Source organism: Streptomyces sp. Y20 (assembly GCF_043195475.1).
Taxonomy (GTDB): Bacteria; Actinomycetota; Actinomycetes; order Streptomycetales; family Streptomycetaceae; genus Streptomyces.
Window position 1 is genome coordinate 388,658 of the sequence record NZ_JBIDDP010000004.1, and the last position, 14,290, is coordinate 402,947.

14 protein-coding genes are annotated in these 14,290 nt (G+C 70.5%); 6 read left to right on the plus strand and 8 right to left on the minus strand.

From position 1 onward, the window contains the following. Nucleotides 1–77: 77 nt before the first annotated feature. Both ACGFT1_RS13120 and ACGFT1_RS13125 read left to right on the plus strand, forming a co-directional pair. Entirely contained in the window at nt 78–860 is a 783-nt protein-coding gene (locus tag ACGFT1_RS13120; RefSeq protein ID WP_373909060.1) for an SDR family NAD(P)-dependent oxidoreductase, read from the plus strand. A 100-nt stretch (nt 861–960) separates the two neighbouring features. Next, nucleotides 961–1,311, plus strand: coding sequence for a hypothetical protein (locus ACGFT1_RS13125; RefSeq protein ID WP_373909061.1), 351 nt, complete (start codon nt 961–963; stop codon nt 1,309–1,311). A 59-nt stretch (nt 1,312–1,370) separates the two neighbouring features. Here ACGFT1_RS13125 and glmS read toward each other — a convergent pair whose 3' ends face one another. Continuing rightward, complete coding sequence (glmS, locus tag ACGFT1_RS13130) at nt 1,371–3,218, minus strand: glutamine--fructose-6-phosphate transaminase (isomerizing) (RefSeq protein ID WP_373909062.1); 1,848 nt, start codon at nt 3,216–3,218, stop codon at nt 1,371–1,373. A 126-nt stretch (nt 3,219–3,344) separates the two neighbouring features. Here glmS and ACGFT1_RS13135 point away from each other — a divergent pair, with 126 nt between their 5' ends. The 3 genes from ACGFT1_RS13135 to ACGFT1_RS13145 all read left to right on the plus strand — a co-directional run bounded on the left by ACGFT1_RS13135 (nt 3,345) and on the right by ACGFT1_RS13145 (nt 6,633). Further along, nucleotides 3,345–4,631 carry a hypothetical protein gene (locus ACGFT1_RS13135; RefSeq protein WP_393733284.1) on the plus strand — a complete coding sequence of 429 codons (1,287 nt, stop codon included), beginning with the start codon at nt 3,345–3,347 and terminating at the stop codon, nt 4,629–4,631. Between the two features lie 81 nt (nt 4,632–4,712). Next, the gene (gene coaA, locus ACGFT1_RS13140) at nt 4,713–5,681 is read left to right on the plus strand and encodes a type I pantothenate kinase (RefSeq protein ID WP_373909232.1); all 969 of its coding nucleotides are present in this window, start codon (nt 4,713–4,715) and stop codon (nt 5,679–5,681) included. Nucleotides 5,682–5,703: 22 nt separating this feature from the next. Then, nucleotides 5,704–6,633: a DUF389 domain-containing protein gene (locus ACGFT1_RS13145; RefSeq protein ID WP_373909064.1), complete on the plus strand. Its 930-nt coding sequence runs from the start codon at nt 5,704–5,706 to the stop codon at nt 6,631–6,633. 55 nt (nt 6,634–6,688) lie between these two features. On the opposite strand, the gene glmM is transcribed toward ACGFT1_RS13145, so the two are convergent. The 3 genes from glmM to rplM all read right to left on the minus strand — a co-directional run bounded on the left by glmM (nt 6,689) and on the right by rplM (nt 9,264). Further along, nucleotides 6,689–8,047: a phosphoglucosamine mutase gene (gene glmM / locus ACGFT1_RS13150; RefSeq protein ID WP_373909065.1), complete on the minus strand. Its 1,359-nt coding sequence runs from the start codon at nt 8,045–8,047 to the stop codon at nt 6,689–6,691. Nucleotides 8,048–8,265: 218 nt separating this feature from the next. Then, a complete protein-coding gene (rpsI, locus tag ACGFT1_RS13155; protein WP_301972785.1) occupies nt 8,266–8,778 on the minus strand; it encodes a 30S ribosomal protein S9 in 513 nt (170 codons plus the stop codon). A 42-nt stretch (nt 8,779–8,820) separates the two neighbouring features. Beyond that, nucleotides 8,821–9,264 carry a 50S ribosomal protein L13 gene (gene rplM, locus ACGFT1_RS13160; protein WP_030345455.1) on the minus strand — a complete coding sequence of 148 codons (444 nt, stop codon included), beginning with the start codon at nt 9,262–9,264 and terminating at the stop codon, nt 8,821–8,823. 320 nt (nt 9,265–9,584) lie between these two features. On the opposite strand from rplM, the gene ACGFT1_RS13165 reads away from it, so the two are divergent. Continuing rightward, nucleotides 9,585–10,460, plus strand: coding sequence for a hypothetical protein (locus ACGFT1_RS13165; RefSeq protein ID WP_373909066.1), 876 nt, complete (start codon nt 9,585–9,587; stop codon nt 10,458–10,460). Here the strand turns inward: ACGFT1_RS13165 and ACGFT1_RS13170 are convergent. The 4 genes from ACGFT1_RS13170 to ACGFT1_RS13185 form a co-directional block, all read right to left on the minus strand. Beyond that, nucleotides 10,457–11,182 carry a polyprenol monophosphomannose synthase gene (locus tag ACGFT1_RS13170; RefSeq protein ID WP_373909233.1) on the minus strand — a complete coding sequence of 242 codons (726 nt, stop codon included), beginning with the start codon at nt 11,180–11,182 and terminating at the stop codon, nt 10,457–10,459. The two genes, ACGFT1_RS13165 and ACGFT1_RS13170, sit on opposite strands and share 4 nt — an antisense overlap. Before the next feature lie 315 nt (nt 11,183–11,497). After that, entirely contained in the window at nt 11,498–12,361 is an 864-nt protein-coding gene (gene truA / locus ACGFT1_RS13175) for a tRNA pseudouridine(38-40) synthase TruA (RefSeq protein WP_373909067.1), read from the minus strand. A 92-nt stretch (nt 12,362–12,453) separates the two neighbouring features. Further along, a complete protein-coding gene (gene rplQ / locus ACGFT1_RS13180; protein ID WP_373909068.1) occupies nt 12,454–12,948 on the minus strand; it encodes a 50S ribosomal protein L17 in 495 nt (164 codons plus the stop codon). A gap of 187 nt (nt 12,949–13,135) precedes the next feature. Next, the gene (locus ACGFT1_RS13185; RefSeq protein ID WP_003966937.1) at nt 13,136–14,158 is read right to left on the minus strand and encodes a DNA-directed RNA polymerase subunit alpha; all 1,023 of its coding nucleotides are present in this window, start codon (nt 14,156–14,158) and stop codon (nt 13,136–13,138) included. Nucleotides 14,159–14,290 lie beyond the last annotated feature (132 nt).

The following is a 14,290-nucleotide window of genomic DNA, read 5'->3' on the forward strand; positions in this document are numbered from 1 at the left end:
CGACGGCACGGCGTGCCCGGGCACCCGGGCCCGAACCGGCCGCCGTACCGCTCCCCGCGCTCGCCTACTCTTCCGCCATGCCCTCCTCCCCCTCGTACCTCTCCGAGCTCTTCTCCCTCGACGGCCGCACCGCCCTGGTGACCGGCGGCAGTTCCGGTATCGGCCGGGCCGTGGCCGGTGCGCTGGCGCGGGCCGGGGCACGGGTGGTGGTCGTGGCGCGCGGGGAGGAGCGGCTGGCCGCGACCGTCGCCGAGCTGGCCGCCGAGGGCTGCCGGGCGGCCTGGGTCAGCGGTGACCTGGGGTCCCGGGAGGGCGTGCGCGCGGTCGCCGAGGAGGCGGCGGGTGCCTTCGGGGAACCGGACATCCTCGTCAACTCCGCGGGGATCAACCTGCGTCCGCCGATGAGCGAGCTGGACGAGGAGGTGTGGGACGCCACGCTGGCGGTGAACCTGGAGGCCCCGTTCCTGCTGGGGCAGCGGTTCGGGCCGGGCATGGCCGGGCGGGGCTTCGGCCGGATCATCCACATCAGCTCCCAGCAGGCGCACCGGGCGTTCGTGCACAGCGGCGCCTACGGCGTCTCGAAGGGCGCGCTGGAGTCACTGGCGCGCTCGCAGGCGGAGGCCTGGTCGCCGTACGGGGTCACCTGCAACACCCTCGTGCCGGGCTTCGTGATGACCCCGCTCAACGCCCGGCTGTCGGCCGACCCCGGGAAGGTGTCGGCGCTGGCCGCGCGCACCATGGCCGGCCGCAACGGCCTCGCCGAGGACTTCGAGGGCGCCGCCGTCTTCCTTGCGAGCCGCGCCTCCGCCTACGTCACGGGCCAGTCGATCCACGTGGACGGCGGCTTCTCGGTGCACTGAGAACCGCGATCATGACATGGGTGCGCAGGCCTTAGTCTTCCTGGTGTCCGGTGATCCGTGTCCGCACGGACGCCATCGCACACAACGGGAGGAACCCGCCTTGAAGTTGAAGTCTCTGGGCACCGCGCTCACCACCGTCGCCCTCATCGGCACGGCCCTCACCGGCGCCGTCGCCACCGCCGGCACCGCCTCCGCGGCCACGCTGCCGAGGGACTGCAGCAAGGCGATCGTCAACGTCAAGGCCAAGGAGACCGTCAACGTCCGCACCTCGCCGAGGACGACGGCCACGGCCGTCGGCATCTGGGGCAAGGGCAAGAAGGGCGGGGTCTGCAACGACGGCAAGGCCTACAAGGGCGGTTCGTACACGGCCTGCGGCAAGAAGAGCAACCTGTGGTACTACGGCGGCGACAAGAAGGACGGCTGGGTCCCGAAGACCTGCATCAACTGGTGACCTGCGCGGCCTAGTCGGGCGAGGGGCGCACGGCGGCCGGCCGTTCGCCCCTCGCCCGCTCACTCCACCGTCACCGACTTCGCCAGGTTCCGCGGCTGGTCCACCTCGTTGCCCCGCGCCGTCGCCAGCTCGCACGCGAAGACCTGGAGCGGCACTGTGGCCACCAGCGGCTGGAGCAGCGTCGGCGTGGCCGGGATCCGGATCAGGTGGTCGGCGTACGGGACCACCGTCTCGTCCCCCTCCTCCGCGATCACGATCGTCCGCGCACCCCGTGCCCGGATCTCCTGGATGTTGGACACGATCTTGTCGTGCAGGACGGACCGGCCGCGCGGCGACGGCACGACCACCACCACCGGCAGGTCCTCCTCGATCAGCGCGATCGGGCCGTGCTTCAGCTCGCCCGCCGCGAAGCCCTCGGCGTGCATGTAGGCGAGCTCCTTCAGCTTGAGCGCGCCCTCCAGCGCCACCGGGTAGCCCACGTGCCGGCCGAGGAAGAGCACCGTGTTCTTGTCGGCGAGCGTGCGTGCCAGCGCGCGTACCGGCTCCATGGTCTCCAGGACCCGCTCGACCTCGAGCGAGATCCGGGACAGCTCCCTGACCACGTCCTGGATCTCGTCGCCCCACTTGGTGCCGCGGACCTGGCCCAGGTACAGGGCGACCAGGTAGCAGGCGACCAGCTGGGTCAGGAACGCCTTCGTGGAGGCGACGGCCACCTCGGGACCCGCGTGCGTGTACAGCACCGCGTCCGACTCACGGGGGATCGTCGAGCCGTTGGTGTTGCAGATCGCCAGCACCTTGGAGCCCTGCTCGCGCGCGTGCCGGAGCGCCATGAGGGTGTCCATGGTCTCGCCGGACTGGGAAATGGCGATCACCAGCGACTGCGCGTCGAGGATGGGGTCCCGGTAGCGGAACTCACTGGCCAGCTCCACCTCGCACGGGATCCGCGTCCAGTGCTCGATGGCGTACTTGGCGATCAGGCCGGCGTGGAAGGCCGTACCGCAGGCGACGATCACGACCTTGTCGATCTCGCGCAGCTCGGAGGGGCTGATCCGCACTTCGTCCAGCGTCAGCGAGCCGGCGTGGTCGATGCGCCCGAGCAGGGTGTCGGCGACCGCCTTGGGCTGCTCGGCGATCTCCTTGAGCATGAAGTAGTCGTAGCCGCCCTTCTCGGCGGCGGAGGCGTCCCAGTCCACGTGGTAGGAGCGGACGTCGGCCGGGCGGCCGTCGAAACCGGTCACCGTGACACCGTCGCGGCGCAGCTCCACCACCTGGTCCTGGCCCAGTTCGATCGCGGAGCGCGTGTGGGCGATGAACGCGGCGACATCGGAGGCCAGGAAAGCCTCGCCCTCCCCCACGCCCACCACGAGCGGGGAGTTGCGGCGCGCACCGACGACCACGTCCGGCTCGTCGGCGTGCACCGCGACGAGCGTGAAGGCGCCCTCCAGCCGCCGGCACACCAGCCGCATGGCCTCGGCCAGGTCGGCGGTCGCCGAGAACTCCTCGGCGAGGAGGTGGGCGACCACCTCGGTGTCCGTCTCGGAGGTCAGCTCGTGTCCCCGCTCGGCCAGTTCCGCCCGCAGCGCGGCGAAGTTCTCGATGATGCCGTTGTGGACGACGGCGACCCGGCCCGCGTTGTCCAGGTGCGGGTGTGCGTTGGCGTCCGTGGGGCCGCCGTGCGTGGCCCAGCGCGTGTGCCCGATGCCGGTCGAGCCCGCCGGCAGCGGCCGGTCGACCAGTTCCTTCTCCAGGTTGACCAGTTTCCCGGCCCTCTTCGCGGCGGCCAGCCCACCGTCCGCCGGCACGGCGACACCCGCCGAGTCGTACCCCCGGTACTCCAGCCTCTTCAGCCCGGCCATCACGACATCGAGCGCCGACTGCGACCCTACGTATCCCACGATTCCGCACATGAGCGGCAGCCTAAGGGCGGATGACGGCACGAAACCGTCAGCGCGTGCCCGAAATCGGAAATGGCCGGGTGAAACGCTGGTCCGCCAGGGACCGAGGGAGCCTTCCCCTCCGCGTGGGACGTGACCGTGGATGTCTGGAAGGGCATCTTCGACTCGATCAAGGGCGACTTCACCGGCTGCTACCACAAGGCCACCGGTGACGGCAGCGGTACGTTGGGCGACTGTGCATGGGCAGCGACCTGGCTGCCGCTCGGCGGACCGCTCGGCAAGGTCGCCGAGGCGATGCGAGGCGTGGACGCAGCCCTGCGATCCGGTGAAGGGATCACCGGCGCGCTCAAGGCACTGAAAGCACTGGCCGTCGACGCCGAGGCGCTGGCGGACATCGAGCATTCGGTGGACGTCTACGAGGAGTTGCGAACGGCCTGCCCGGTCAACAGCTTCCCTGGCTCCACCGCGGTCGCCATGGCCGACGACAGCCGCAAGGCCATCCGTGACGTGCGCACCGGTGACCGGCTGCTGGCCGCCGATCCGGGAAACTGGCGCTCCCGGGCCGAACCGGTGACGCGCACCTTCCACCACACCGCCGTCGAGCTGATCGACATCGCGCTGAATGACGGCGGCCACGAGAAGAGCTCGCTCGGATATCTGGCTCACAGCGACAGGAGCATCACACCCGCGAAGAACACCTATCGGGTCGTGCTCAAGCGCGCGAAGGGCCACAAGAATGGCTTCTGTGTGTTCACCGCGTTCCCGACGCAGGAGGTGCGAATGAAGCGGTTCGACGAAGCCGATTTCGGCCTGACGTGGCTGACCACCATGTTCCACGCGGACTGGACGCACAACGGAGCCACCGGCGCCGAGGCTGTCCGGTACCACCTCGATCCGGATCTCGAGCCGGAAGCGGTCCTGGCCATCCGCCGGGACGCGCGGTCCCTGCTCGACAACCTCGACGCGGCGACGATCGAAACACTGTGGCAGGCCGCAACGAATCCGGGAGGAGCGTTCTCCGACCCGCGCAGGGGCTTCACCTCGGGACCCGCATGGACGGCGACCATCGTCGACCTGTGTGATGCCTGGCTGGCCGTCAGACCCGCCGCCCCGGCGCTCACGGGCCCCGATACCGAGGACGGTGCCCATTGCCTGGATGCGGTCCTGGCCGAGATCGGCCGAGCTCGCCTCCTGCCGGACGGCATCCGGGACGCCCTGGCCCGGTGCGCCACCGGTTGCACGCCCGATCTGGCGCTCCGACTGCTGCTGAGAGCGATCTCCGAGGCCGGGCCCCGATCCAGCGCGAAGCTCTCCCCGGACCAGTACGCGCGACTAAGCGAGTTGGGCTCGGAGATGCACTACGGCGAGTTCCTCGTGTCAGAAGTGGAGTACCTCGTCGAGCAGCCATACCGGCACGGGCCGTGAGCGGGGCCCACGTGACGCACCCCACCCGCCACCCCGTTCAGACTCCGTTAACAATGGACTGTGATCTCACCGGTCCCCCCGATGCCCCGGAGCGCCCACCGGCACAGGCCGGAGGCGACTCCCTACGTCGACCTCACCCGCGCCGAGTGGAGCGCGCTGCGAAACAAGACCCCCCTGCCGCTCACGGCCGAGGAGGTGGAGAAGCTGCGCGGTCTCGGCGACGTCATCGACCTGGACGAGGTGCGGGACATCTACCTCCCGCTCTCCCGGCTCCTCAACCTCTACGTCGGTGCCACGGACGGCTTGAGAGGGGCACTGAACACCTTCCTCGGTGAGAAGGGCTCGCAGTCCGGCACCCCGTTCGTCATAGGCGTCGCCGGTTCGGTGGCCGTGGGCAAGTCCACCGTCGCCCGGCTGCTCCAGGCCCTGCTCTCCCGCTGGCCCGAGCACCCTCGGGTGGAGCTGGTGACGACCGACGGCTTCCTGCTGCCCACCCGGGAGCTGGAGGCCCGCGGCCTGATGTCGCGCAAGGGGTTCCCCGAGTCCTACGACCGCCGGGCCCTCACCCGCTTCGTCGCCGACATCAAGGCCGGCAAGGCCGAGGTGTCCGCGCCGGTCTACTCCCACCTCATCTACGACATCGTGCCGGGCGAGAAGCTCACCGTCCGCCGGCCCGACATCCTGATCGTGGAGGGCCTGAACGTCCTTCAGCCCGCGCTGCCCGGCAAGGACGGCCGTACCCGGGTCGGTCTCGCCGACTACTTCGACTTCAGCGTGTACGTCGACGCGAGCGCCGAGGACATCGAGCGCTGGTACCTCGACCGCTTCCGGAAGCTGCGCCGCACGGCCTTCCAGGACCCGTCGTCGTACTTCCGCAAGTACACCCAGGTCTCCGAGGAGGAGGCGGTGGACTACGCCCGCACGCTGTGGCGGACCATCAACAAGCCCAACCTGGTGGAGAACATCGCCCCGACCCGCGGCCGGGCCGGACTGATCCTGCGCAAGGGCGCGGACCACACGGTGCAGCGCCTGCGCCTGCGCAAGCTGTGAGCCGCCCTGTTAGATGGGGCGCATGCTGCATCTGCGTCTGATCACCCCGAAGGAGCGGACCGACGAGGTGGTCCGTCTGATCGAGGGGACGGTCGGCACCGCCCACCTCGTCGTGCTGCCGGGTGCCGCCCGTGACCCGGCCGGGGACGTCGTCCTGTGCGACGTGGCCCGCGAGGCGGGTGACGGGCTCATCGCCGGGCTGCGGCGCCTGGGCCTGGACGACACCGGCTCGATCGCCGTCGACGACATCGACCTCTCCCTGTCCCGCCGGGCCGACGAGGCGGAGGAGGCGGCGCCGGGCGAGGGCGCGGACGCGGTGCTGTGGGAGGGCCTGACCGAGGCGACCCACGAGGAGTCGACGCTGTCGTTCACCTATGTCGCGTTCATCACGCTGGCCACGATGATCGCGGCCTGCGGTGTGGTGCTGGACAACGCCATCCTGATCGTGGGCGCGATGGCCGTGGGACCGGAGTTCGGGCCGCTGGCCGGCATCTGCACGGCCCTGGTCCGGCGCCGTCCACGCCTGGCATGGCGGTCGGTGATCGCGCTGGTGGTGGGCTTCGCGGCGGCCATGGCGCTGACGAGCGCGTTCAGCCTGTTCATGGACGCGGTCGGCCTGTTCCACAAGTCCCAGCTGGAGGCCGACCGGCCCAACACCGGCTTCATCTACGCCCCGGACTGGTTCTCGTTCGTCGTGGCCGTGCTCGCCGGGATCGCGGGCACGCTGTCGCTGACGTCCGCCAAGTCGGGTGCCCTGGTCGGCGTCGCCATCTCGGTGACGACCGTGCCCGCCGCCGCGAACGCGGCCGTGGCCCTGGTCTACAGCGACACCCACCAGGCGGTGCGTTCCTCGGAACAGCTGCTGCTGAACCTGATCGGCATCATCGTCGCCGGGACGCTGACGCTGCTCGCCCAGAAGTTCTTCTGGGGACGGCGGGGGCAGCCGGCCTGAGAGGTGCTGGGGACCGCCGCCGGCCGGCGGCGGTCCCCGGCACCTCTGCCCGGCGTCAGCCCAGCGCCGACTTCACCGCGTCGGCCAGCCGCCCGGCGACCGCCCGGGCCTGGTCGATGTCCGCGGCCTCGACCATCACCCGGACCAGCGGTTCGGTGCCGGAGGGGCGCAGCAGGACCCGGCCGGTCTCCCCCAGTTCCCGCTCCGCCTCGGCGACGGCGGCGGCGAGATCCGCGGACGTGCCCACCCGCGACCTGTCCACGTCGGGCACGTTGATCAGTACCTGGGGCAGCCGCTCCATCACGGACGCCAGCTCCCGCAGCGTGCGGCCGCTCGCCGCGACCCGCGCCGCCAGCAGCAGCCCGGTCAGCGTGCCGTCGCCGGTGGTGGCGTGGTCGAGGATGATCACGTGCCCGGACTGCTCGCCGCCGAGGGCGTACCCGTGCTCCTTCAGCTCCTCCAGCACGTACCGGTCGCCCACGGCCGTCTGCACGAGCCGGATGCCCGCCCGCTCCATGGCCAGCTTGAAGCCGAGGTTGGACATCACGGTGGCGACCACGGTGTCGGCGCGCAGCGCCGAGCGCTCCCGCATCGCCAGCGCGAGGACGGCGAGGATCTGGTCGCCGTCGACCTCGGCGCCGGTGTGGTCCACGGCCAGGCAGCGGTCGGCGTCACCGTCGTGCGCGACACCGAGGTCCGCGCCGTGCGCGACGACCGCGGCCTTCAGCTGGGTCAGGTCGGTCGAACCGCAGCCGTCGTTGATGTTGAGCCCGTCCGGCTCGGCGCCGAGGGTGACGACCTCGGCACCCGCCCGGGCGAACGCCTCCGGCGAGACCCCCGAGGCCGCGCCGTGCGCTTCGTCCAGCACGATCTTCAGTCCGTCGAGCCGGTTGGGCAGGACCGACAGCAGGTGGGCGATGTACTGCTCGGAGCCCTCCTCGTACGACCGCACGCGGCCCACGCCGGCGCCCGTCGGCCGCTGCCAGGGCTCGCCGTGCCGGTGGGACTCGTAGACCGACTCGATCCGGTCCTCCAGCTCGTCGGCGAGTTTGTGACCGCCGCGGGCGAAGAACTTGATCCCGTTGTCGGGCATGGCGTTGTGGCTGGCGGAGAGCATCACGCCGAGGTCGGCGCCGAGCGCGCCGGTGAGATGCGCCACCGCGGGGGTCGGGAGCACCCCGACACGCAGGACGTCCACGCCGGCGCTGGCCAGGCCGGCCACGACCGCCGCCTCCAGGAACTCCCCGGACGCCCGCGGGTCCCGTCCGACCACCGCCGTCGGCTTGTGGCCCTCGAAGGTGCCCGCCTCGGCCAGTACGTGCGCCGCGGCGACCGAGAGGGCGAGCGCCATCTCGGCCGTCAGATCCGCGTTGGCGACACCGCGCACGCCGTCCGTGCCGAAGAGTCGTCCCACTTGTCCTCCTGAGGAAACGTCATTGTCGGAAGCGGAGGGGTGCCGCGTCGGGTGGCAGACGCCTCGGCATCCGATCACACAAGCCTCTGAGCGTCTTGTGTCGTTATACGCCCTTGGCTGGGATAAACGAACGCCCCGGCGGCACATATGGCGTGCCGCCGGGGCGTTCGGAGTACGCGGAGCCGAAGCCCGTACCACGTACGAGCAGGCAGCGAAGCTTAGCGCTTGCTGTACTGCGGAGCCTTACGGGCCTTCTTCAGACCGGCCTTCTTGCGCTCGACCGCACGGTCGTCACGCGTGAGGAAGCCGGCCTTCTTCAGCGGGCCGCGGTTGTTGTCGACGTCGGCCTCGTTCAGCGCACGGGCGACACCGAGACGGAGCGCACCGGCCTGACCGGACACACCGCCACCCGCGATGCGGGCGACGACGTCGTAACGACCCTCCAGCTCGAGCACCTTGAAGGGCTCGTTGACTTCCTGCTGGTGCACCTTGTTCGGGAAGTAGTCCTCGAGGGTGCGGCCGTTGATCTTCCACTTGCCGGTGCCCGGAACGATCCGGACGCGGGCGATGGCGTTCTTGCGGCGGCCCAGGCCGGCGGCCGGCTGGGGCTCGCCGAAGCGGGAGGCCAGGGACTCCGAGGTGTACTCACCCTCGACGGGGACCTCGGACTCGGTGGTGTAGCTGTCGATGTCAAGCTCTTCGAGCGGCTGCTCGGCAGTGGTCTCGGCCACGATTCTCCTCAGATTCTCTACGGTCTTAGGGGGTGGCCGGACTTACTGCGCGACCTGGGTGATCTCGAACGGCACCGGCTGCTGGGCAGCGTGGGGGTGCTGGTCACCCTTGTAGACCTTCAGCTTCGAGAGCATCTGACGGCCCAGCGTGTTCTTGGGGAGCATGCCCTTGACGGCCTTCTCGATGGCCTTCTCGGGGTTCTTGTCGAGCAGCTCGTCGTAGCGGACGGAACGCAGACCACCCGGGTAGCCGGAGTGGCGGTACGCCATCTTCTGGGTCCGCTTGTTGCCGGACAGGTGCACCTTGTCGGCGTTGATGATGATGACGAAGTCACCAGCGTCGACGTGCGGCGCGTAGATCGGCTTGTGCTTGCCCCGGAGGAGGGTCGCTGCGGTGGTGGCGAGACGGCCCAGGACTACGTCCTGAGCGTCGATGACGTGCCACTGGCGCGTCACATCGCCGGGCTTGGGGCTGTACGTACGCACGGTTCGTAGCCTTCGCTTCGAGTGAATGGTCCTAAACAAGGTCACCGAAACGATCACGACAGCCCTGACCGCACAGCGGTGACGCAAACCGCGTGCTGGTCGCTGGTCATCGGCCCGGTGGACCGGTGTAAGGGCCCGTCCCGTGAGAATGAGCAAGCCAATACACAACGAAGAAGTAGGTTACCGGTCAGCCCCCGGACGGGTCAAAACGAGTCCGCCCGACACCCCGCACGAAACGCCCCGGAACCGGACGGCGGACAAACGCGGCATGCCGCCCGACGCCCTCCGGCACCCCCCGCGCCCCGTCTAAGATGCGCCCCATGAGTTACGGGCAGGGGGGACCCCAGTCTCCGTGGGATCCCTGGAAACCGCATTCCCAGCAGCCATGGAACAGCGCAGCCGACGACGGGTCGCCGGACTGGGCCGCGCTCGCCGAGGCCTCGGAGACGCGGAACAAGCGCCGCAAGCTGCTGTTCACAGCCGGCGGCGCGCTCGCCACCGTCGCGATAGGCACCGCGGTCGCCATGGCCGTCGTCTCCGCGAACGGCGGGGACGGCAGGACGGGCGCCGGCAGCGCGCCCGCCGGCTCCGCGCTGCCCGGCACCGGCACCGCGACGCCGTCGTTCGCACCCACCAGCGCCCCGCCACCGCTGGACCCCACGGAGTTCGTCTCCAGCGCCAGGAAGGACACCGCCCCGCTCAGCCCCGACACGCTGTTCCCGGGCACACGGCTGACCATCGGCGGCACGGTGTACAAGAAGGGCCTGACGGCCGACACCACGAGCTGTGCCACGGCCGCCGGTGCCACCCTGCCCAAGATCCTCACCGCCAACGGCTGCACCCGTCTGATGCGGGTGACCTACACCGACGGCGGCATCGGGGTCACCGTGGGCGTCGCCGTCTTCGACACCGCCGCCCAGGCCGCGAAGGCCCGCTCCCAGACCGACGACAGGAGCATCGTGCGCTCGCTGTTCGGCAAGGGGGTCAAGCCGTTCTGCGACGGGCCGTTCTGCCGCTCGACCCGCAACGCCTACGGCCGCTACGCCTACTTCACGATCTCCGGCTTCACCAGCGGCAAGGACGTCACCACCAAGGACACCACGGTCTTCCGCACCGGCAACGACCTGGCCCAGTTCACCGTCAATCAGATCAACCGCCGCGGCCGGATCCAGGCGTCGGCCGCCGCCGCACGCTAGCGGCCGGGCGGCCGGTGCCGCTTCAGGCGCAGCCGCAGCGGGACCACCGCCGACTCCAGCTGGGCGCGCAAGGTCATCTTCGAGACACCCTCCGTCCGCTCGGCGAAGCGGATCGGGATCTCGACGGCCCGGTGTCCGGCCCGTACGGCCTTGTACTTCAGCTCCACCTGGAAGCTGTAGCCCGCGCTGTCCAGGGACGCCAGGTCCACGTCCCTGAGAGTCGCCGCGGACCACAGGTTGAACCCGGCCGTGACGTCCTGGATCTCGGTGCCGAGGACGGCGCGCGCGTACCGGTTGGCGAAGCGCGACAGCAGCACCCGGTGCGCACCCCACTGCTCGTCCAGCGAGCCGCCCGCGACGTAGCGGCTGCCGACGACGAGACCGGCGCCCGAGTCGACGGCCGCGGCCAGCATGCGCGGCACGGCCTCGACCGGATGGCTGCCGTCGGCGTCCATCTGGACGACGTACGCGGCGCCCTCCTCCAGCGCGGCGGACATGCCGGCCGTGTAGGCCCGCCCCAGTCCGTCCTTCTCCGTGCGGTGCAGCACACTCATCCGGCGCCGGCCGCCGCTGCCGTACTTCTCCGCCAGCTCCTCGGCGATCCGCCCGGTGCCGTCCGGGCTGGAGTCGTCGACGATCTTCAGGTGCAACCCGTCCAGCGGCAGCCCGAGCACGGCCTCGGCCATGCCCGGCAGGTTCGCCGCCTCGTTGTACGTCGGCATCACCACGGTGACCGGCGTCTCGTCGTAAGCCCGCACTGCCCCTCCCCCGCCGGCGCCGGGGTGCCCGGCGCGCGAAAGTACCAGCCCGCCGCGGCCCAGCGGTCCGCGTCGAGCGCCCCTCGCCCGTCCACGATCCGGGACCGGGCCACCAGCGGGGCGGCGCGCACCGGGTCGATCGCCCGGAAGGGCGGCCACTCGGTCGGACGCAGGACCAGGTCGGCCCCGCGCAGCGCGTCCTCCAAGCGTAGGGGCCGGTAAGGCATCTACGCCCGCACCTGCGGACACGGCGCACATGTGATGCGGGCTGCAACGCGACTAACAGGTTTCACAACCCGAGGTCCCGGGGAGCGACCGCTTGTTCCGGGCCTCCTTGTTCCGGGCCGCCAGCAGCTCGTCGGCGGGGTAGCCGACCTCCTCCAGCGTCAGCCCGTGCGGTCGTACGACATGCACGGCGGAGTCCCGCACACCGGCGGCCAGCACCTTCCCCGGCCACTTCGGGCCCCGGTGCCCGTCGCCCACGAACAGCAGCGCCCCGATCAGCGAACGCACCATGTTGTGGCAGAACGCGTCCGCCCGGACGGTGGCGGTGATGATCCCGTCGCCGCCCCGCACCAGGCTCAGCTCCTGGAGCGTCCGGATGGTCGTGGCCCCCTCCCGCCGCTTGCAGTACGCGGCGAAGTCGTGCTCCCCCAGCAGCGTCCGGGCCGCCTCGTTCATGGCGTCCACGTCGAGCGGCCAGTCGTGCCACAGCACGTGGTGGCGCAGCAGCGGATCGACCCCGCCCGGATGGTCGGTGACCCGGTACGCGTAGCGCCGCCAGACCGCCGAGAAGCGGGCGTCGAACCCGGCCGGGGCCTCGGACAGCCGCCACACCCGGACGTCCTTCGGCAGCCGCCCGGCGAGCCGCTTGAGCAGCTTCTCCCCGTGCTCCGCCCACAGCCCGGCCGGCAGGTCGACATGGGCCACCTGCCCGCGCGCGTGCACGCCCGCGTCGGTCCGCCCGGCCACGGTCAGGTCGTACGTCTCCTTCGACCGCGTCACCGTCCGCAGGGCGTCCTCGATCTCGCCCTGCACGGTCCGCCTGCCGCCGGCCTGCTTGGCCCAGCCGTGGAAGGCGCTGCCGTCGTAGGACAGGTCGAGGCGGATGCGTACGAGTCCGGGGTGTACTTCGTCACTCACGTAGGGATCCTCTCAGGGCGAGTCCGGGGGCGGAGAACGCGAGAGCGGGCCCGCCCCGGAGGGCGGACCCGCTCACAGCGTCAGGCAGAGCCTCAGGCGTCCTTGGACTCCTCGGCCGGAGCAGCCTCGGTCTCCTCGACCTTGGTCTCCTCGGCCTTGGCCTCGTCGGACTCCTTGACCGCGCGCTTGGTGGCGGCCTCGGCCTCACCCACGGCGTTCTGCTGCACCGTCAGCGCCTCGACCAGCTCGATGACGGCCATGGGCGCGTTGTCGCCACGGCGGTTACCGATCTTGGTGATGCGGGTGTAGCCACCGGGACGGTTCTCGTACCGCGGGCCGATCTCGGTGAAGAGCGTGTGCACGATGCTCTTGTCCGTGATGACCTGGAGCACCTGGCGGCGGTTGTGAAGGTCGCCCTTCTTCGCCTTGGTGACCAGACGCTCGGCGTACGGACGCAGCTTGCGCGCCTTCGCCTCGGTGGTGGTGATGCGGCCGTGCTCGAAGAGCGCCTTCGCGAGGTTCGCGAGGAGCATCTTCTCGTGCGCGGCGCTGCCGCCCAGACGGGCACCCTTGGTGGGCTTCGGCATGGTGTCTCTCCTAGGTGTCTGCCCCGGCCGTGTCAGGTACCGGGGTCAGTGTCCGAGCGGGCGATCACCCGTCGGAGATCCGGGCGCCTCAGGCGCCCGGAGGGTCCGCGCCCCGTCAGGGGCGCGGGGACCGCGCGACCCGCCGCAGCGGGCCGGCAGCCGCAGCACCGGCCTCCTCGCGGAGTGCTCAGTACTGCTCGGTCTCCACGAACCCGGCGTCCGCGTCGTCGTCGGCGCCGAAGGCGTCGGCGGCGGCGGTCGGGTCGAATCCGGGCGGGCTGTCCTTCAGGGCCAGGCCCATGCCGGCCAGCTTCGCCTTGACCTCGTCGATGGACTTCGCACCGAAGTTGCGGATGTCCAGCAGGTCGGCCTCGGAGCGCGCGACCAGCTCACCCACGGAGTGGATGCCCTCACGCTTGAGGCAGTTGTAGGAGCGGACCGTCAGCTCCAGCTCCTCGATCGGCAGCGCGAGGTCGGCGGCCAGGGCGGCGTCCGTCGGGGACGGACCCATGTCGATGCCCTCGGCGTCGATGTTCAGCTCGCGGGCGAGACCGAACAGCTCGACCAGCGTCTTGCCCGCGGAGGCCATGGCGTCGCGCGGACGCATCGCCTGCTTGGTCTCGACGTCGACGATCAGCTTGTCGAAGTCGGTGCGCTGCTCGACACGCGTGGCCTCGACCTTGTACGTGACCTTCAGCACCGGCGAGTAGATGGAGTCGACCGGGATACGGCCGATCTCCTGGCCCACCTGCTTGTTCTGCACGGCGGAGACGTAGCCGCGACCGCGCTCGACGGTCAGCTCCATCTCCAGCTTGCCCTTGCCGTTGAGCGTGGCGAGGACGAGGTCGGGGTTGTGCACCTCGACACCGGCCGGGGGCGCGATGTCGGCGGCGGTGACCAGACCCGGGCCCTGCTTGCGCAGGTACATCACGACCGGCTCGTCGTGCTCCGAGGAGACGACCAGCTGCTTGATGTTGAGGATCAGGTCGGTGACGTCCTCCTTGACGCCCGGCACGGTGGTGAACTCGTGCAGGACGCCGTCGATCCGGATCGAGGTGACGGCGGCACCCGGGATCGACGACAGGAGGGTACGGCGCAGGGAGTTGCCGAGGGTGTAACCGAAGCCCGGCTCCAGCGGCTCGATCACGAACCGGGAGCGGAACTCGTCGACGACCTCTTCGGTCAACGAGGGACGCTGAGCGATCAGCATGAGTGGATCAGATCCTTCTTTCGTGGACGCCCGCTATTTGACGTCCGACAAAACCGTGGGTTCGCACCGCACGGGTATGGCAAGGGTACGGGCGATACGGCCCTTTCACGGAGCCGTACCGCCCGGAATCCT

What these genes read in the sequence shown, in the direction of transcription:
- ACGFT1_RS13120 (WP_373909060.1), top strand. Translation starts at nt 78, where the DNA reads ATGCCCTCCTCCCCCTCGTACCTCTCCGAGCTCTTCTCCCTCGACGGC.
- glmS (WP_373909062.1), bottom strand. Translation starts at nt 3,218, where the DNA reads ATGTGCGGAATCGTGGGATACGTAGGGTCGCAGTCGGCGCTCGATGTC.
- coaA (WP_373909232.1), top strand. Translation starts at nt 4,713, where the DNA reads ATGCCCCGGAGCGCCCACCGGCACAGGCCGGAGGCGACTCCCTACGTC.
- ACGFT1_RS13145 (WP_373909064.1), top strand. Translation starts at nt 5,704, where the DNA reads ATGCTGCATCTGCGTCTGATCACCCCGAAGGAGCGGACCGACGAGGTG.
- ACGFT1_RS13165 (WP_373909066.1), top strand. Translation starts at nt 9,585, where the DNA reads ATGAGTTACGGGCAGGGGGGACCCCAGTCTCCGTGGGATCCCTGGAAA.
- ACGFT1_RS13170 (WP_373909233.1), bottom strand. Translation starts at nt 11,182, where the DNA reads ATGCCGACGTACAACGAGGCGGCGAACCTGCCGGGCATGGCCGAGGCC.
- rplQ (WP_373909068.1), bottom strand. Translation starts at nt 12,948, where the DNA reads ATGCCGAAGCCCACCAAGGGTGCCCGTCTGGGCGGCAGCGCCGCGCAC.
- ACGFT1_RS13185 (WP_003966937.1), bottom strand. Translation starts at nt 14,158, where the DNA reads ATGCTGATCGCTCAGCGTCCCTCGTTGACCGAAGAGGTCGTCGACGAG.